11 protein-coding genes are annotated in these 17,282 nt (G+C 72.3%); 5 read left to right on the top strand and 6 right to left on the bottom strand.

Going from position 1 to position 17,282, the window contains the following annotated elements:
- Positions 1 to 13: 13 nt before the first annotated feature.
- Together L3i22_RS08505 and L3i22_RS08500 are read left to right on the top strand one after the other, a co-directional pair.
- Positions 14 to 727 carry a type 1 glutamine amidotransferase gene (locus tag L3i22_RS08505; RefSeq protein WP_221326424.1) on the top strand — a complete coding sequence of 238 codons (714 nt, stop codon included), beginning with the start codon at positions 14 to 16 and terminating at the stop codon, positions 725 to 727.
- Between the two features lie 84 nt (positions 728 to 811).
- On the top strand, positions 812 to 1,618 hold the full coding sequence (locus L3i22_RS08500) for a TVP38/TMEM64 family protein (RefSeq protein ID WP_221326423.1): 807 nt from the start codon (positions 812 to 814) through the stop codon (positions 1,616 to 1,618).
- A 352-nt stretch (positions 1,619 to 1,970) separates the two neighbouring features.
- On the opposite strand, the gene leuS is transcribed toward L3i22_RS08500, so the two are convergent.
- Positions 1,971 to 4,757 carry a leucine--tRNA ligase gene (gene leuS / locus L3i22_RS08495; RefSeq protein WP_221326422.1) on the bottom strand — a complete coding sequence of 929 codons (2,787 nt, stop codon included), beginning with the start codon at positions 4,755 to 4,757 and terminating at the stop codon, positions 1,971 to 1,973.
- Between the two features lie 428 nt (positions 4,758 to 5,185).
- On the opposite strand from leuS, the gene L3i22_RS08490 reads away from it, so the two are divergent.
- The 3 genes from L3i22_RS08490 to L3i22_RS08480 are packed head-to-tail and all read left to right on the top strand — an operon-like array spanning position 5,186 to position 9,986.
- On the top strand, positions 5,186 to 6,226 hold the full coding sequence (locus L3i22_RS08490) for a MoxR family ATPase (protein ID WP_221326421.1): 1,041 nt from the start codon (positions 5,186 to 5,188) through the stop codon (positions 6,224 to 6,226).
- Positions 6,227 to 6,228: 2 nt separating this feature from the next.
- Positions 6,229 to 7,527: a DUF58 domain-containing protein gene (locus tag L3i22_RS08485; RefSeq protein WP_221329856.1), complete on the top strand. Its 1,299-nt coding sequence runs from the start codon at positions 6,229 to 6,231 to the stop codon at positions 7,525 to 7,527.
- Positions 7,524 to 9,986 carry a DUF3488 and transglutaminase-like domain-containing protein gene (locus L3i22_RS08480; RefSeq protein WP_221326420.1) on the top strand — a complete coding sequence of 821 codons (2,463 nt, stop codon included), beginning with the start codon at positions 7,524 to 7,526 and terminating at the stop codon, positions 9,984 to 9,986. The genes L3i22_RS08485 and L3i22_RS08480 overlap by 4 nt, the downstream gene beginning before the upstream one ends.
- 612 nt (positions 9,987 to 10,598) lie before the next feature.
- On the opposite strand, the gene L3i22_RS08475 is transcribed toward L3i22_RS08480, so the two are convergent.
- The 5 genes from L3i22_RS08475 to L3i22_RS08455 form a co-directional block, all read right to left on the bottom strand.
- Positions 10,599 to 10,991, bottom strand: a complete 393-nt coding sequence (locus L3i22_RS08475) for a DUF3040 domain-containing protein (RefSeq protein ID WP_221326419.1) — start codon at positions 10,989 to 10,991, stop codon at positions 10,599 to 10,601.
- A gap of 227 nt (positions 10,992 to 11,218) precedes the next feature.
- Positions 11,219 to 12,406, bottom strand: a complete 1,188-nt coding sequence (locus L3i22_RS08470; protein WP_221326418.1) for an alkaline phosphatase family protein — start codon at positions 12,404 to 12,406, stop codon at positions 11,219 to 11,221.
- Positions 12,403 to 13,137 (bottom strand): methyltransferase domain-containing protein, encoded by a 735-nt coding sequence (locus L3i22_RS08465; RefSeq protein WP_221329855.1) that lies wholly within the window; start codon positions 13,135 to 13,137, stop codon positions 12,403 to 12,405. The genes L3i22_RS08470 and L3i22_RS08465 overlap by 4 nt, the downstream gene beginning before the upstream one ends.
- A 39-nt stretch (positions 13,138 to 13,176) precedes the next feature.
- The gene (locus L3i22_RS08460) at positions 13,177 to 13,572 is read right to left on the bottom strand and encodes an SSI family serine proteinase inhibitor (RefSeq protein WP_221326417.1); all 396 of its coding nucleotides are present in this window, start codon (positions 13,570 to 13,572) and stop codon (positions 13,177 to 13,179) included.
- A gap of 118 nt (positions 13,573 to 13,690) precedes the next feature.
- Positions 13,691 to 17,269: an error-prone DNA polymerase gene (locus tag L3i22_RS08455; protein WP_255658050.1), complete on the bottom strand. Its 3,579-nt coding sequence runs from the start codon at positions 17,267 to 17,269 to the stop codon at positions 13,691 to 13,693.
- Positions 17,270 to 17,282 lie beyond the last annotated feature (13 nt).

Genomic DNA, 17,282 nt, shown 5'->3' with positions numbered 1-17,282 from the left:
CAGAGGTCCAGAGATGAACGACAGCACGCTGCGGATCGTGTGGATCTACCCCGATCTGCTGTCGACCTACGGCGACCGGGGCAACATGCTGATCCTGGCGCACCGGGCGGCCGCGCGCGGCATCCCGGTGGAGACCTACGAGGTCCGCTCGGACATGCAGATGCCGACCACCGCCGACATCTACCTGATCGGCGGCGGTGAGGACGGCCCGCAGGCGCTCGCCGCCCAGCGGCTGATCACCGACGGCGGTCTGCACCGGGCCGTCGCCCAGGGTGCTTCGGTTCTGGCCATCTGCGCGGGTTACCAGCTGTTCGGTCACTCGTTCTTCGCCAAGGGGACCAAATGTGCCGGGCTCGGTCTGCTCGACATCAACTCCGACCGCGGTGAGACCCGCGCGGTCGGCGAGCTCCGCGGCGACATCGATCCGCGGCTCGGGCTCCCCCCGCTGACCGGTTTCGAGAACCATGGCGGCCGCACCCACCTGGGCGCGCACGCCGCGCCGCTGGCCCGGGTGACCGGTGGCATCGGCAACGACGGCCAGACCGAGGGAGCCTGGGCCGGGAAGATCATCGGGACCTACAGTCACGGTCCGGCGCTGTCTCGCAACCCAGCGCTAGCCGATCTGCTACTGCGTTGGTCCACCGGCGCGGATAGGCTTGCGCCCCTTGACGACACCTGGTCCGAGCGTCTCCGGGGTGAGCGGCTCGCCGCCGCCCTCCCGGCGTGAGGACCACATGACGACGAAGACGAGCGCGGAACACAGCAGCACGACCTTGTCCTGAACCGACGACAGTTGGGGCGGTAGGCCTGCATGACCGACAAACCTGATCACTCCACGGGCGCCCTTCCCGGGGACTCTCAGGCTGCGCCGATCAGCCAGCCCACCGCGACCGCGGTCCTCGACCCGGTCCCCTCAGCCTCAACCGCCGTCGTGGTCGTCGACCGGGCCGCGGCGGAGCGGACGCCGGTGGGCCGCAAGCACCGGTTCGTCCGGTTCGGCCTGCTCACCGTCGCGATCGGCGGTCTCGCCGCGGCGGCCGCCCTGCTCCCGATGCGGGAGATCGGCGACGCGGTCGTCGCGCTCGGCCCGGGTGCCGCGGTCGCGGTCGCCGTCCTCGGCGGCCTGCTGCTGTCGGTCCTGGTCCCGCGCACCGCGGTGACCGTCGCCTGCGGCGCCCTGCTGGGTGCCGCGACCGGCGCGATCGCCGCGATGGCCGCCGCCCTGATCGCCGCCACCGCCACCTACTATCTGGGCCGCTGGGCCGGCCGCGGCGTGCTGCAGGCCAAGGCCGGCGGCCGGCTGGCCCGCCTGGACGGCTGGCTGAACCGTCGCGGCCTGGCCGCGGTGCTCCTGGTCCGGTTCCTTCCGCTGGCCCCGTTCGGCCTGGTCGGCTACGCCTACGGCACCACCAGCGTCTGCCGCAAGCGCTACCTGCTCGGCACCACGATCGCCGCCATCCCGTCCACGGTCACCTACGCCGTGATCGGCGCCGCGGTGGTCGCCCCCGGCAGGATGAGCCCGATCACGATCGCCCCGGCGATCATCAGCTTCATCCTCTCCACCGCGATCGTGCTGCGCTGGCGCCAGACCTCCCGCCGCGCCGCCGCGCCCGCCTGATCCCCTCCCGGGCTCACTCAGGCGCCGCCACTCCCGCTCACTTCTTTCCCTCGGTACGACCGAAGCCCCGCCCGCGCCCCACCGTGTCCCGCCGCGCACCGTCCGCGAGCCGCGCCGGACTCCAGGCCGTGCCGCGGCCCAGGCCCCCGGCTGGCGCTGAGGGCCGCTTCCGGACCCGCGATGCGACCCTGAGCACCAGCCGAGGCCCGGCACTTTCCACCAGGCCGGTCCGGCCGCCGGCCGGCCGATCGGTCCGGGAACGACCAAGCGCCCCGCCCATCCGGTGGCACCGGGCGGACGGAGCGCTTGACGACGTACCCAAGCAGGGGTTTGATCTTGATCTTGAAGCGACTCAGACGACGACGCTGACCAGGCGGCCCTTGACCACGATGACCTTCTTCGGGGTCTTGTCGCCCAGCGCCTCGGCGACGGCGGCCAGGGCCTGCGCCCGGACCTCCTCCTCCGGAGTCTCCGGGGAGACCTCGACCCGGCCGCGGACCTTGCCGTTGACCTGGACCGGGTAGGTGATCGAGTCGGCCACCAGCTGGGCCGGGTCGGCGACCGGGAAGTCCGCGTAGGCCAGCGTGCCCTGGTGGCCCAGCTTGCCCCACAGCTCCTCGGCCAGGTGCGGCGCGAACGGGGACATCATCAGGACCAGCGGCTCGACCGCCTCGCGGGACACCGTGGGCAGCGGGGTCAGCGTGTTGGTCAGCTCGATCAGCTTGGCGATCGCGGTGTTGAACCGCAGCTCGTCCATGTCCTCGCGGACGCCGGCGATGACCTTGTGCAGGACCTTGCGGGACTTCGGGTCCAGCGGCTCGTCGGTGACCCGGGTCGCGCCGGTCTCCTCGTCGACGACCAGGCGCCAGGCACGCTGCAGAAAGCGCTGCGAGCCGATCACGGCGCGGGTCTCCCAGGGGCGGGAGACGTCCAGCGGGCCCATCGCCATCTCGTAGACCCGGAACGTGTCGGCGCCGTACTGCTCGCACATCTCGTCCGGGGTGACCACGTTCTTCAGCGACTTGCCCATCTTGCCGTACTCCCGGTTGACCTGCTGGTCGCCGTAGTACCACTTGCCGTCGCGCTCGACGACCTCCTCGGCCGGGACGATCACGCCGCGGGCGTCGCGGAACGCGTACGCCTGGATGTAGCCCTGGTTGAACAGCTTGTGGAACGGCTCGAAGCTGGAGACGTGGCCCAGGTCGAACAGGACCTTGTGCCAGAAGCGGGCGTACAGCAGGTGCAGCACGGCGTGCTCGACGCCGCCGACGTACAGGTCGACGCCGCCGGACGCGCCGGGTGCCTCCGGGCCCATCCAGTAGGCCTCGTTGACCGGGTCGACCAGCACCTCGTCGTTGTGCGGGTCCAGGTAGCGCAGCTCGTACCAGCAGGAGCCGGCCCACTGCGGCATGGTGTTGGTCTCGCGGGTGTAGGTCTTCGGGCCGTCCCCCAGGTCCAGCTCGACCTGCACCCAGTCCTTCTTGCGGGACAGCGGGGTCTCCGGCTCGGTGTCCGCGTCGTCCGGGTCGAAGGTGCGCGGCGAGAAGTCGTCGGTCTCCGGCAGCACCACCGGCAGCATCGAGTCGGGCAGCGCGATCGGCAGGCCGGTCTCGTCGTAGACGATCGGGAACGGCTCGCCCCAGTACCGCTGCCGGCTGAACAGCCAGTCCCGCAGCCGGTAGGTGGTGGCGCCGGCGCCCTTGCCCTGCTCCTCCAGCCAGACGATCATCGCGGCCTTGGCCTCGGCCTTGTTCAGCCCGTCCAGGAATCCGGAGTTGACGGCGACGCCGTCGCCCGTCCAAGCACCTTCAAACCCTTCAGGGCCTGCGACGGTACGGACGATGGGCAGCTCGAAGACGGTGGCGAACTCGAAGTCCCGCTCGTCGTGGGCCGGCACCGCCATGATCGCGCCGGTGCCGTAGCCGGCCAGCACGTAGTCGGCGACGAAGACCGGGATGCTCTCGCCGTTGACCGGGTTGACCGCGTAGGCGCCGGTGAAGACGCCGGTCTTCACCTTGCCGTCGGCGGTCCGCTCCTCCTCGGTCTTGGCGGCGGCCCTGGCCTGGTAGGCGGCGACCGCCTCGGCCGGGGTCGCGGCCACCTTCCAGGCCTCGTGGGTGCCGGCCGGCCAGGCCGCGGGCACGATCTTCTCGACCAGCTCGTGCTCCGGCGCCAGCACCATGTACGTGGCGCCGAACAGGGTGTCGGGACGCGTGGTGAAGACGGTGATTTTGTCGGAATCAACGGAAAAATCAACATGCGCGCCCTGGGACCGGCCGATCCAGTTGCGCTGCATGTGCTTGACCGGCTCCGGCCACTCCAGCGTGTCCAGGTCCTCGATCAGGCGGTCCCCGTACGCGGTGATCCGCATCATCCACTGCTTCAGGCTGCGCTTGAAGACCGGGTAGTTGCCGCGGTCACTGCGCCCGTCCGGGGTGACCTCCTCGTTCGACAGCACGGTGCCCAGGCCGGGGCACCAGTTGACCGGCGCCTCGGACATGTACGCCAGCCGGTGACCGTCGATCACCTTGCGCCGCTCGACCGGGGACAGGGTCGCCCACTCGGCACCGCGCTCGCCGGCCTCGTAGGCGGCGATCAGCTCGGTGATCGGGCGCGCCTTGTTCAGCTCGGGGTCGAACCAGGAGTTGAAGACCTGCAGGAAGATCCACTGGGTCCAGCGGTAGTACTCCGGGTCGGTGGTGGAGAACGAGCGCCGCTCGTCGTAGGCCAGGCCCAGGCGGCGCAGCTGCTGCCGGTACCGCTCGACGTTGGCCGCGGTGGTCACCGCGGGGTGGGTGCCGGTCTGCACCGCGTACTGCTCGGCCGGCAGGCCGAACGCGTCGAAGCCCATCGGGTGCAGCACGTTGTAACCGGTCATCCGCTTGTAGCGGGTGTACGAGTCGGTGCCGATGTAGCCCAGCGGGTGGCCGACGTGCAGGCCCGAGCCGGACGGGTACGGGAACATGTCCTGGACGTGCAGCTTCGGCGCGCCGGCCCGCGGGTGATCCGGATCGGCCAGCTCGCCGACCGGATTGGGCGCGTGGAACGTCCCGTTCTCCGCCCAGTACCGCTGCCAGCGCAGCTCGATCTCGCCGGCCAGCGCGGCGGTGTAGCGGAACGGGTTCTCGGTCTCGCTCATTCTCAACACCATCTCGTCTACGTCAGAAGGGCTGGGGTTCGCGCGCTCCGGGCATAAAAAAGCCCCTCACGCAGGAGGGGGCGCCGTGCTGTCACCGATGTGTGATCAGCACGGCCGGCTAAGGAGCAGAACACGCCGAGCCATGCGCGCCATGATACCCGCCCGCCGTCACGCACGGCGACCGGTATGCCGCCGGGGATGTTCGGTTCCGGAATCCGATCACTGTCGGTAGATGGACCATGTTCGTCCCGTTTTCCAGAAAACCCCGGTCGTTCCGGCCTTTCGGAGGGGTGTGCGGGCGGGGATAACCTGTCAGGAACGGGCGGCGAGCGCCGGAGGCCCACGGACCGCTGGGCGCCCGCAACCTTGGGGTGCCCTGACACTGGGTGATCCACTGCTCGGGGTACGTATCACTTGGAGGAAAGCCCGTGACAACGCCGACCTGGGGCGAGCCGACAGGACCGCTGACCAGCGCCGAGTTCCGCGCCGCCGCACAAGCCATCACGGCCAACATCGAGCAGGTCATCGAGGGCAAGAGCGCGACGGTGCGACTGGCCCTCGCGGTGCTGCTGGCCGAGGGCCACCTGCTGATCGAGGACGTGCCGGGCGTGGGCAAGACGAAGCTCGCCAAGGCTCTCGCCCGCTCCATCGACTGTTCGGTCCGCCGGATCCAGTTCACCCCCGATCTGTTGCCCAGTGATGTCACCGGGGTGAGCGTTTACAACCAGGAGACCCGCGACTTCGAGTTCAAGCCGGGCGCCGTCTTCGCCAACCTGGTGGTCGGCGACGAGATCAACCGGGCGTCGCCGAAGACCCAGTCCGCCCTCCTGGAGTGCATGGAGGAACGACAGGTCACCGTCGACGGCACGACCTACGAGCTGCAGGCCCCGTTCATGGTGGTGGCCACCCAGAACCCGATCGAGATGGAGGGGACCTATCCGCTGCCGGAGGCGCAGCGCGACCGGTTCACCGCCCGGATCGCGATGGGGTACCCGGACCCACGGGCCGAGCTCGCGATGCTGAGCGGCCAGAGCGACCACGACCCGCTGAACGACCTGCGCGCCGTGGCCGACGCCGCGACGATCCGCCGGCTGATCGAGACGGCCCGCGCGGTGCACGCCGCCGACGCCGTCCAGCAGTACGCGATCGCCCTGGTCACCGCGACCCGGGAGGCTCCGGAGATCCGTCTCGGCGCGTCCCCGCGGTGCACGCTCCAGCTGATCCGCACCGCGAAGGCGGTGGCCGCGCTGGAGGGCCGCGACTACGTGCTGCCGGACGATCTGCAGGCGCTGGCCGTCCCGGTCCTCGCCCACCGGATCATCCTGACGCCGGACGCGCAGCTCAACCGGCGGACCACCGACACGATCGTCTCGGAGATCGTGCACCGGCTGCCGATCCCGCACGCGAACCGGAACCCCTACGACACCCGGGCCGGCGGCGGCACGCAGTACGAGTCCCGGGGGCGGTGAGCATGCGGGAGGCGCTGCGGGGTCTCACCACGCGCGGCCGCTCGTTCCTGGCGGCCGCGATCGCCGCCGGTATCTCGGCGCTCATCCTCGGCGAGCGCGACCTGCTCCGGGTCGCGGTGCTGCTGGCCGCGCTGCCGCTGCTGGCCGCGGCGTACGTCGGGCGCAGCCGCTACAAGCTGGCCTGCACCCGCTCGCTGGAACCGGGCCGGGCCCCGGTCGGCTCCAGCGCGCGGGTGATCCTGCGCCTGCAGAACCTGTCCCGGCTGCCCACCGGCACCATGCTGCTGGAGGACCGCCTGCCGTACGCGCTGGGCAGCCGCCCGCGCGTGGTGCTGGAACGCCTCGGCGCGCAGCAGGCCAGCTCGGTGGCGTACACGGTGCGCGCCGACGTGCGCGGCCGGTACCCGATCGGTCCGCTGGTGATCCGGCTGACCGACCCGTTCGGGCTGTGCGAGCTGACCCGCTCGTTCCCCAGCGTCGACCGGCTCACCGTGATCCCGCAGGTCACGCCGCTCCCCCGGGTGCGGCTGGCCGGGGAGTACGCGGGCTCCGGCGAGAGCCGGGCCCGGTCGATCGCGGTGCACGGCGAGGACGACGCCGCCACCCGGGAGTACCGGCGCGGCGACGACCTGCGGCGGGTGCACTGGCGCTCCACCGCCCGGACCGGCGAGCTGATGGTCCGGCGCGAGGAGCAGCCCTGGGAGAGCCGGGCCACGGTGGTCCTGGACACCCGGGCGCACGCGCACCGCGGCGAGGGCCCGACGGCCAGCTTCGAGTGGGCGGTCGCGGCGGCCGCCAGCATCTCGGCCCACCTGCGCGAGGCCGGTTACAAGGTGCGCCTGGTGACCGGGACCGGGGACGACATCGACGGGCACGAGAGCGGCGGCGAGGGCCTGATCCTGGACGCCCTGGCGGACGTGAAGACGCTGTCCAACAGTGACCTGGCCCTGCTCGTCGAACAGGTCCGGCGGCGCTCCGACGGCGGCCTGGTGATCGGCCTGTTCGGCACGCTCACCACGACCGAGGCGCACCTGCTCAGCCAGCTCCGGGGCAACGGCGCGACCTGCATCGGGTTCGCGATCGACAGCTCCACCTGGATCTCGATGACCGACGGCGACCGGCAGGAGTCGGACCGGGAGCACGCGGCCGCGTCGCTGGCGCTGGTGCGCAGCGGCTGGCGGTCGGTGCGGGTCGGGCACGGCGACACGCTGCCGGCGCTCTGGCCCACGGTGGGCCGCGGCTCGCAGGGCTTCGCCTATCGCGCGGCGATGGCCGAGACGGTCAGCGGGGTGAACCGATGACCGGCCGCCGCCGACTCGGGCTGGTCGCGGCCGGCGCCACGGTGCTCTCCGCCGCGCCGCTCTCGACGATCTTCGACAAGTGGACCTGGCTGCTCCAGGTGATCCTCACCGTGGTGATGATCGCCGGGGCGGCGGTGCTCACCCGGACCCTGCGCTTCCCCACCTGGGCGCAGGCGCTGGGCATGGTGGTGGCCCTGGTCGTCACGCTCACCTGGATCTTCCCGAGCGGGCACGAGCTGCTGGTGCCGACGCCGGCCACGATCGCGCACTTCGGTGAGCTGATCCAGCAGGCCGGGCAGGACACCCGGTCGTACGCGGTGCCGGTGCCGGACCGGGACGGCCTGCTGTTCGTCGCGGCCCTCGGGATCGGCGTGGTCGCGATCGTGGTCGACCTGCTCACCGCGGTGTTCCGGCGGCCGGCCCTGGCCGGTCTGCCGATGCTGGCGATCTACTCCATCCCGGTCGCGGTCCTGCTGGACAGCGTGCCGGTCACCCCGTTCATCGTGGGCGCCTGCGGCTACCTCTGGCTGCTGGTCGCCGACAACGTGGACCGGGTGCGCCGGTTCGGCCGCCGGTTCACCGGCGACGGACGGGACGTGGACGTCTGGGAGCCGTCCCCGCTGGCCTCGGCCGGCCGGCGGCTCGGCCTGGTCGGCGTGCTGGTGGCGGTGCTGCTGCCGCTGATCGTGCCGACCGTCACCGGCGGCCTGCTGTCCCAGCTCACCCAGAGCGGCCCCGGCGCCGCCGGCGGGCTCGGCAAGGGCGGCAACGGGAAGATCGACCTGTTCGCCTCGCTCAGCGGCCAGCTCACCCAGAACACCACGGTCAACCTGCTCAAGGTGACGACGACCGAGAAGGAGCCGTTCTACCTCCGGTTCGGCGTCGCCGACCAGCTCACCGCCGAGGGCTTCGGGAACCAGCCGCCGAACGGGACCACGCTCAACAAGGGCAGCCTGCCGGACCCGCAGCGGGAGGCCGCGACCAACCAGACGACGTTCCAGCGGTACCACGCCGACATCGAGATCAGTGACCAGTTGCGGCAGAGCATGGCGCCGCTCTACTCGTACCCGGTCGGGATCAGCAACCTCACCGGCAGCTGGGCGTACGACGGGAACCAGCAGGTGCTCTACTCCGGCCGGAACACCACCAGCAAGCAGAAGTACTCGATCGACTACCTGCGCCCGGACTACACGCCGGCCGAGCTGCGGACCGCGCCGACGCTGCAACGCGACGACCCGATCCGGCGGGCGTACACGGTCGTGCCGGTGAACGCGTACGTCAACAAAGAGGTCGCCCGGCTGACCAAGGGCAAAGCCACCGACTACGACAAGGTACGGGCGATCTACAGCTCGTTCGCCAAGTCGAACGGGTTCTCCTACAGCCTGCAGACCCAGTCCACCGGGAACCTCTCCGAGATCGAGTCGTTCCTGGTCAACAAGGTCGGCTACTGCCAGCAGTACGCCGCGGCGATGGCCTGGATGGTCCGCGCCGCCGGGATCCCGGCCCGGGTCGCGTTCGGGTTCACCCGGGGCAGCGTGCAGGACGGGAACACGTACGTCATCACCAACCGCAACGCGCACGCCTGGACCGAGGTCTACCTGCAGGGCTTCGGGTGGGTCCCGTTCGACGCGACGCCGTCGACCGGGGTGACCGGCTCGGCCCGCTCCGACTGGGCGCCCGACGTCGACAAGACCGCCGCACCGACCGCCTCGACGACGGCGGCCCCGGTGCCCGGCTCCAGCGCGTCCCAGGCAGCCGGGGCGAACGACCGCCCCGACCAGGCGAACGACGGCGGCGGCGCGGCCGCGACCGGCGGGTTCAGCTCCGACGAGAACAACTGGACCGGTCTGCTGATCTTCGGGGTGATCGCCACCCTGATCGCGTTGCTGCTGGTCCCGGCACTACGCCGGGTCCTGCTGCGACGCCAGCGCCACGCGGCGACGGTCGGGCCGCCGCCCGCGGTGGTGGATCCGTCCGTACCGGGGCCGGCCGGCGCGGTCACCGGGATCGTGGTCACCACCGAGGCCGCACAGGCCCGGGAGGACGCCCACGCGGCCTGGGACGAGCTGGTCGACACCATGGTCGACTTCCAGATCACGGTTGATCCGACCGAGACCCCGCGCCTCACCGCCCAACGGCTGATCCGCGAATCGGTCCTGTCCGCCGAGCCGGCCGCCGCGGCGGAACTGCTCGGTACGGCCGAGGAGCGGGCCCGCTACGCGCGGCAGCCGATGCAGGGTGCGGAGCTGACGTCGGCGCTGCGCCGGGTTCGCTCCGGGATGGCCCACTCGGCTACCGCCCGGGTCCGGCTGCGGGCCACGCTGTTCCCGCCGTCGATCCTGCTCAGCTGGCGGCTGGGGCTGGCCGAGGCGGGGACTCGCACGGTGGAGCTCTCCGGCCGTCTCGGCGAGTTCATGACCCGCTTCAACCCACGCCGCCTGCTCAACCGGGCCCGCTGACCCAGCCCCACCAACCCGGGCCCGCTGACCAGGCCCGCTGACCCAGCTCCACCAACCCAGGCCCGCTGACCAGGCCCCACCAACCCGGGCCCGCTGACCCAGCCCCACCAACCCGGATCCGCTGACCCGGATCCGCTGAAACACCCCGGAAGGGGCGCCGTCCACCAGGGCGGCGCCCCTTCCGCACATCCAGGTCAGCGCGAGCAGGGCGCGAACTCGGCTGGTGGGAGTGGGCGCGAGGCGAGGCCGGGCGGGTGCGAAGGCGGGGCCGGGCGCGCGGTGGGTGCGGCGCGAGGCGGCGCGAGGCGCGAGGCGGCGCGAGGCGCGAGGCGGCGCGAGGCGCGAGGCGGCGCGAGGCCCGGCGCAGGCAGGCGCGAGGCCCGGCGCAGGCAGGCGCGAGGCCCGGCGCAGGCAGGCGCGGGCGGGGCCGGGCGCGCGGTGGGTGCGGCGCGGGGCCCGGCGCGGGCAGGGACCGGGCGCGTGGGCAGGCAGGCGCGGGGCGGGGCTGAGGCCGTACCGCGAAATGGGTAAGCGTGAGAGGTGGGAGAACAGCAAGAATGACGACGGCGGCCGGATGGCCGCCGCTCGTCAATGCCGGCTAGAGGGCCGCCCTCAGCGATGCCCCTCCGGCCGCTGCTTCCAACGGTCTTCAAGTCGGTCCAGCAGGCCACCGTTCCCACGGCGACCCTGGCGGGTCCGCCGGGAGGCTGTCCCGCCGACGGACTTGAGGTCGGGGGCCTGGCCACGTTTACGCGACTGCATCGCGAAGGCCGCCGACGCGAGCATCACGACGAAACCGGCGACCCCGAGCAACACCGTGCCGGAGGCGGCCCCGTAAACGACGAGACCGAGACCTAGCACGATCACGAACGCGGCGATGATGAGCCGGCGCCGTGCGTGGAAACGCGGGTCGTTGGCCCGCACAGCCGAGGCGAATTTGGGGTCCTCGGCAAGCGACCGCTCGATCTGATCGAACAGCCGCTGCTCGTGCTCCGAGAGCGGCACGGCTTTCCTCCCCGGGCGCATGTCCGGCCCACGTGGGGCCGGGGCAGCCGTCGGCTGCCTTACCACGCAAGTCTACGAGGGGGTTGGCGGGTCGGAAAGCGGGACGACGGCCGAGTGCGGGTGATTTTCCTGGCCCAGAAGATCGATCTGTCCGAAAAGCCCGTCTCACCAGGCCAGTTACGGCAGGTGAAACGCCAGCGACATCGAGTGATACAGATGCCCGTAGTTCACCTGGCGATCAACAACGGCACGGTCATCTCGACCGCGGTGGCCGATCCGTGGTACGCCACGAGCTGTCCCGCCTTCGGCGGCTCCCATCCGGAGGCCGCCGCGATCGCCCGGCCCCGGCAGAACACCACCACGTCCCCGATCCGATCGGCGTGCCCGGCCGGCACCGGCCCGAACCAGCCGTCGTCGATCGCCTCGTCCCGGGTGGTCACCCAGGCGTCGTCCCCGAAGATCCCGCGCCAGGTGGCCAGCACGTCGTCGAGCGCGCCGTCCGCCGCGTACAGGTACCGCACCCGCGGCTCGCCGGCCACCGCCACCACGCCCTCGCGCAGCGCCGGGATCTCGGCCATGTCCCGCCGGCCCTCGAGCGGCACGTTCAGCTGGCCGTGATCCGCGACCACCAGCAGCGCGGACCGCGGGGGCAGCCCGTGCACCAGCCGGTCGAGCAGCTTGTCCACCCCGCGGGCGGCTTCCCGCCAGGTCTCCGAGCCGACCCCGTCCTCGTGCCCGAAGTGATCGAGATCCGGGTGGTAGCCGTAGACCAGCGCCGGCCCGTCCGCCTCACGCAGCGCGGCCAGGATCCCGTCGGCGACCGCCATGCCGTCCGCGGCGCCCCGGTACGCCCCGCCCCGGTTCGCGGCGAGCGAGAGCCCACTGCCCTCGAACTGCGGCTTGCTGACCACGGTGACCCGCACCCCGGCCGCGGCCGCGAGCTCCAGCCGGGTCGGCACCGGCTGCCACTCGCGCGGATCCGGGTCGTCGCCCCAGAGGATGTGGGTGAGCGGGCGCCCGTCCGGACGCCGGACGGTGAACCCGAGCACGCCGTGCGCGCCCGGCGGCACCCCGGCGCCGAGCGTGACCAGGCTGACCGGGGTCGTGGACGGGAATCCGGAGGTCAGCGTGCCGGCGTGCCCGCGGCCCCCGGCGGCCAGGTCGGCCAGGACCGGGGCATGCGGGGCGGCCAGCGGCAATTGGTACGCCCCCAGCCCGTCGACCAGCAGGACGGCGACCCGGTCCACCCCGTCCAGCCGGGCGGTCAGCCCGAGCACGTCGGCCGCGCCCGGAACCCCGAGCACGGCGCTCACGCTGGGCAGCAGGTCGGCCAGGCTGCCGGTGCCGTAGGCCGGCCGGATCACCCGGAGCGCGTCCGGGTGCAGGCCGTCCTCGGGAAAGGGCGCCGACGTCATGGCCGGCGGGCGAACAGGTGCAGCTGGGAGGCGATGTCGCGGAACGGCGGCTGCGCGCTCAGCGCCAGCTCCAGCTCCAGCACCGCCTGCGGGTCCTCCTCGATCACCGTGGCCGGGAGGAGGTCGGCCACCACCCGTACCCCATGGGTCTGCTCGACCTCGAGCCCGGCGGACCGCAACAGCTCGGCGGCGGTCTCCGCGTCATATCGCCGGCGCAGCGTGTCCCGCGGCCCGGAGCGGCCCTCCGCGTCCGTGACCAGCGCGGACGCCGCCCGCAGGTGGCCGTTGATCGCCCGGCCGAGGATCGCGGCGGCGCGGCCGGCGACCAGCAGGCTGAGCGCGCCCCCGGGGCGCAGCGCGGTGGCGATCGCGGCGACCACCCGGGTCGGGTCGTCGACCACCTCGAGCACGGCGTGGCAGAGGATCAGGTCGGCGCTGCCCGGCTCGACCAGCCCGGCCAGCGCGTCGCCGTCACCCTGCACGGCGTGCACCCGGGCGGCGACCCCGGCGTCGGCGGCGCGCCGGGTCAGCGCGGCCAGCGCGTCCGGGCTGGCGTCGATCACGGTGACGGTGTGCCCGGCCTCGGCCAGCGGCACGGCGAACCCACCGGTGCCGCCGCCGACGTCGAGGACGGTCAGCTCACGGCCGGCGTGCCGGTCCAGCTCACGGCGCAGGACGGCCCAGACCGCCGCGGTGCGGGCGGTGACGTGCGGCCGGCCGGTACGTGCCATTGCGGTGTCCACCCGAGCAGCGTAGCGGCCGGGACAAGGCTAAAAATCGAACAGGACACCTGTGGCGCGGTTCATCTCGCAACTGTTGCCGTAGGTGTGCGCCCACTTCACCGTGCGTCCCCGCCAGACTCCGCTGAGCCGCGCGGTCACCGGCTTGTAGAGCAGGAAGCAGTAGCGGTCGGCGGCCTTGAGCCGGGCCGGGTTCGCGCCGACGCGGGTCAGCTGCGCGCAGGCCCGCACCGGGTCGGGGTGGCCGCCGCCGTCCGGGTCGCAGGTCAGTTTGACCGCGGCGGCGCCTCCGCCGGCGTCGGCCACCCGGGTCAGGGTCAGCCGCGAGCCGGCCGCCGGTCCGGGCGTGGGCCCGGCGACGGCGGGCGAGGCGACGGCGAGGACCGCTGCGGCGGCGGCGAGGCTGGTACAGATCCGGAACAACATGGTGCCCTCCCCGATGACTCCTGGAGTCGCACCCTATGCCACTAATCCCCCAATTTCCGGCAAATACCCAAAAATCAAACCCCTTCTTCCCGTACGGCGACAAGCCCACCCGCCGTGCTCAGCGGAAGTCCCGGGACGCCGGGGTGACCGGCGGAGTGAGCGTCTCCAGCCGATCCGCCACCAGGTTCAGCACCCCCTCGGCCTTCTCCAGCTTCCCGCGCACCAGCAGCGCCGAGCTGCTCCGCGCCACCCGCCGGTACCGCAGCCACAGCCCCGGCGAGCAGGTCACGTTCAGCATCCCGGTCTCGTCCTCCAGGTTCACGAAGGTGACCCCGCCCGCCGTCGCCGGCCGCTGCCGGTGGGTCACGATCCCGCCGACCAGCACCCGGTTCCCGGCGTCGACCGCGGGCAGCGCGGCGATCGGCAGCGCCCCGGCCGCGTCGAGCGTGGACCGGAGGAACCGCGCCGGATGGGTCTCCGGCGACAGCCCGGTCGCCCAGACGTCCGCGATCAGCACGTCGACCTCGCTCATCCCGGGCAGCATCGGCGCCTCGGTGCCGGTCACCGTCCCGGGCAGCCGGTCCGGCTTGTCCTGGGCGGCCGCTCCGGCGGCCCACAGCGCCTCGCGCCGGGACAGGCCGAAGCTCGCGAAGGCGTCCGCGGTGGCGAGCGCCTCCAGGTGCGCGGTCGAGCATCCGGTCCGCCGGGCAAGATCGGTCATCGACCGGTACGGCCCGTGCTCGCGACGTTCCTCCTCGATCAGCTCGGCGAGCTCCGGCCCGATCGTCCGCACGGCCTTCAGCCCCTGCCGCACGGCCGGTCCCCCGAGCCCCCACGCGTGCGGCGGCTCGCCGGGCTCGGCCGCGCGCCGGCTCTCCGGGGTGGTCTCCAGCACGGCCGCCGCGTCGCTGCGGTTGATGTCCGGCCGGCGCACCTCCACCCCGTGCCGGCGGGCGTCGTCGACCAGGGTCTGCGGCGAGTAGAAGCCCATCGGCTGCGCGTTCAGCAACGCCGCGCAGAACGCCGCCGGGTGGTACCGCTTGAGCCAGGCGCTCGCGTAGACGAGGTACGCGAAGCTCATCGCGTGGCTCTCCGGGAAGCCGTAGCTGGCGAACGCGGAGAGCTTGTGGAACAGGTCGTCGGCGAGCTCCCCGGTGATCTGGTTGGCGGCCATTCCCTCGTACAGCCGAATCTTGATCTTCGCCATCTTCTCGGCGGACCGCTTCGAGCCCATCGCGCGCCGCAACTGATCGGCCTCGGACGGATCAAAACCGGCCACGTCGATGGCCAGTTGCATCAGCTGCTCCTGGAAGAGCGGCACGCCCAGGGTCTTCCGCAACGCGTTCTCCATGCGGGGGTGCGGCACGTGCGGCGGCTCCAGGCCATTTTTCCGCCGGATGTACGGGTGGACCGACCCGCCCTGGATCGGCCCGGGCCGGATCAGCGCCACCTCGATCACCAGGTCGTAGAACTTGTCCGGTTTGAGCCGCGGCAGCGTCGCCATCTGCGCCCGGCTCTCCACCTGGAACACCCCGACCGAGTCGGCCCGGCAGAGCATCGCGTAGACCTCGGGGTCGTCGAGCCGCATCGTGCCGATGTCCAGCTCACTGTCGATCATGTCGTACGCGTAGTGCAGCGCCGACAGCATGCCCAGCCCGAGCAGGTCGAACTTGACCAGGTCGACGGCCGCGCAGTCGTCCTTGTCCCACTGCAGCACGGTGCGGCCCGGCATCCGTCCCCACTCGACCGGGCAGACCTCGATGATCGGCCGGTCGCAGATCACCATGCCGCCGGAGTGGATGCCCAGGTGGCGCGGGAAGCTCTGGACCGCGTTGGCGAAATCCTTCACGACCGCCGGCAGATCGGTGTCGGCGTCCGCGATGTCGCCCCAGCGGTCGATCTGCTTGCTCCACGCGTCCTGCTGGCCGGCCGAGAAGCCGAACGCCCGGGCCATGTCCCGCACCGCCGAGCGGGGGCGATAGGAGATCACGTTGGCGACCTGCGCGGTGTGCTCCCGCCCGTACTTCGTGTAGACGTGCTGGATGACCTCCTCGCGCCGGTCGGACTCGATGTCCACGTCGATGTCCGGCGGGCCGTCCCGCTCCGGGGCCAGGAACCGCTCGAAGAGCAGGTTGTACTCGACCGCGTCGACGTTGGTGATCCACAGGGCGAAGCAGACCGCCGAGTTCGCCGCCGAGCCCCGCCCCTGGCAGTAGATCTTCTCCCGCCGGCAGAAGTCCACGATGTCGTAGACCACCAGGAAGTACCCGGGGAAGCCGAGCTCCTCGATCATCCGGAGCTCCTTCTCCAACTGCGCGTAGGCCCTCGGGTGCGCCTCCGGCGAGCCGTACCGGTCCCGGGCCCCGCGCATGGTCAGCTCGCGCAGCCAGCTCATCTCGGTGTGCCCGGCCGGCACGTCGTAGTCCGGCAGCCGGGGCGCCACCAGGTCCAGGTTGAAGGCGAGGCCGTCGCCGTACATGGCGGCGTTCGCCACCGCCCCCGGATAGCCGCCGAACCGGCGCGCCATCTCGGCGCCGCTGCGCAGGTGGGCGGTGCCGGCCGCGGGCAGCCAGCCGTCCATCTCGTCCAGGCCGCGGCGGGCCCGGACGGCGGCGAGCGCGGTGGCCAGGCGCCGGCGCGACGGGGTGGCGTAGTGCACGTTCCCGGTCGCCACCACCTCCAGCCGGCGGTGGTGGGCCAACTCGAAGAGCGCGTCGTTGTAGTCGGCGTCGTACGGATGACCGTGATCGGTCAGCTCGACCGCCACGTTCGGCGCCCCGAACAGGTCGACCAGCCGGTCCAGCTCCCAGCCCGCGGCGTCCATCCCCGCGGTGGCCAGGGCGGACCGGACCGGGCCCTTGCGGCAGCCGGTCAGCACCAGGACGTGGTCCTTCAGGATCTCGGCGATCTGTTCCAGACTCCCGTACTCCGGCTTGCCCTTCTCCCCGCCGCGCATCTGGGCCTGCGAGATCACCCGGGCCAGCCGGGCGTAGCCCTCGTGCCCGTGCGCCAAGGCGAGCAGGTGGGTGCCCTCCGGGTCCGGTTCGCCGTTCTGCGGACGGGTCAGGCCGAGCGACAACTCGGCGCCGAAAATCGTCGGGAGCCGCAGCTCACGGGCCGCCTGCGAGAAGCGGACCACGCCGTAGAAGCCGTCGTGGTCGGTGACGGCCAGGCCGGTCAGGCCCAGCCGGGCGGCCTCCTCGGCCAGTTCCTCAGGGTGGCTGGCGCCGTCCAGGAAGCTGAAGTTGGTGTGACAGTGCAATTCGGCGTAGTCGACCGTGGACTCGGCTCGGACCAGGCCGGGGGTGGCTCGGTAGGGCTCCCGCTTGCGGGTCCAGGCCGGGGAGTCCCCGCCGTCGCCGTCGATCGCGATCGGGTCGACGACCGGGGCCGGGCCCGGATCCGCCCAGAGCCCGCGGCCGCCGAACCCCGGTCCCCCGTTCCCCCCGGTCGTCGCGGTCCCGCCGCTTCGCCAGCCTCCACCGCTCGCCGCATCCCCACCGCCTGCCGCATCCCCACCGCCTGCCGCACCCCCACCGCTCGCCGGACCGCCGCTGCCTGCCGCACCCCCACCGCTCGCCGGACCGCCGCCGCGGGCCGCGCCCTTGCCGCCTGCCGCCGGATCGGATTTATCCGTTTTTCCGGACAGGATGCGTTCCATCTCAGCCCAGGACCGCTCGGGATTGTGAAAACTCATCGCGCCACCCGGC

The sequence above is a fragment of the Actinoplanes sp. L3-i22 genome (assembly GCF_019704555.1).
In the GTDB taxonomy this organism is placed as follows: Bacteria; Actinomycetota; Actinomycetes; order Mycobacteriales; family Micromonosporaceae; genus Actinoplanes.
This window is presented reverse-complemented; position numbering and strand designations above follow the sequence as displayed.

What these genes read in the sequence shown, in the direction of transcription:
- L3i22_RS08505 (WP_221326424.1), top strand. Translation starts at nt 14, where the DNA reads ATGAACGACAGCACGCTGCGGATCGTGTGGATCTACCCCGATCTGCTG.
- L3i22_RS08500 (WP_221326423.1), top strand. Translation starts at nt 812, where the DNA reads ATGACCGACAAACCTGATCACTCCACGGGCGCCCTTCCCGGGGACTCT.
- leuS (WP_221326422.1), bottom strand. Translation starts at nt 4,757, where the DNA reads ATGAGCGAGACCGAGAACCCGTTCCGCTACACCGCCGCGCTGGCCGGC.
- L3i22_RS08485 (WP_221329856.1), top strand. Translation starts at nt 6,229, where the DNA reads ATGCGGGAGGCGCTGCGGGGTCTCACCACGCGCGGCCGCTCGTTCCTG.
- L3i22_RS08480 (WP_221326420.1), top strand. Translation starts at nt 7,524, where the DNA reads ATGACCGGCCGCCGCCGACTCGGGCTGGTCGCGGCCGGCGCCACGGTG.
- L3i22_RS08470 (WP_221326418.1), bottom strand. Translation starts at nt 12,406, where the DNA reads ATGACGTCGGCGCCCTTTCCCGAGGACGGCCTGCACCCGGACGCGCTC.
- L3i22_RS08465 (WP_221329855.1), bottom strand. Translation starts at nt 13,137, where the DNA reads ATGGCACGTACCGGCCGGCCGCACGTCACCGCCCGCACCGCGGCGGTC.
- L3i22_RS08460 (WP_221326417.1), bottom strand. Translation starts at nt 13,572, where the DNA reads ATGTTGTTCCGGATCTGTACCAGCCTCGCCGCCGCCGCAGCGGTCCTC.
- L3i22_RS08455 (WP_255658050.1), bottom strand. Translation starts at nt 17,269, where the DNA reads ATGAGTTTTCACAATCCCGAGCGGTCCTGGGCTGAGATGGAACGCATC.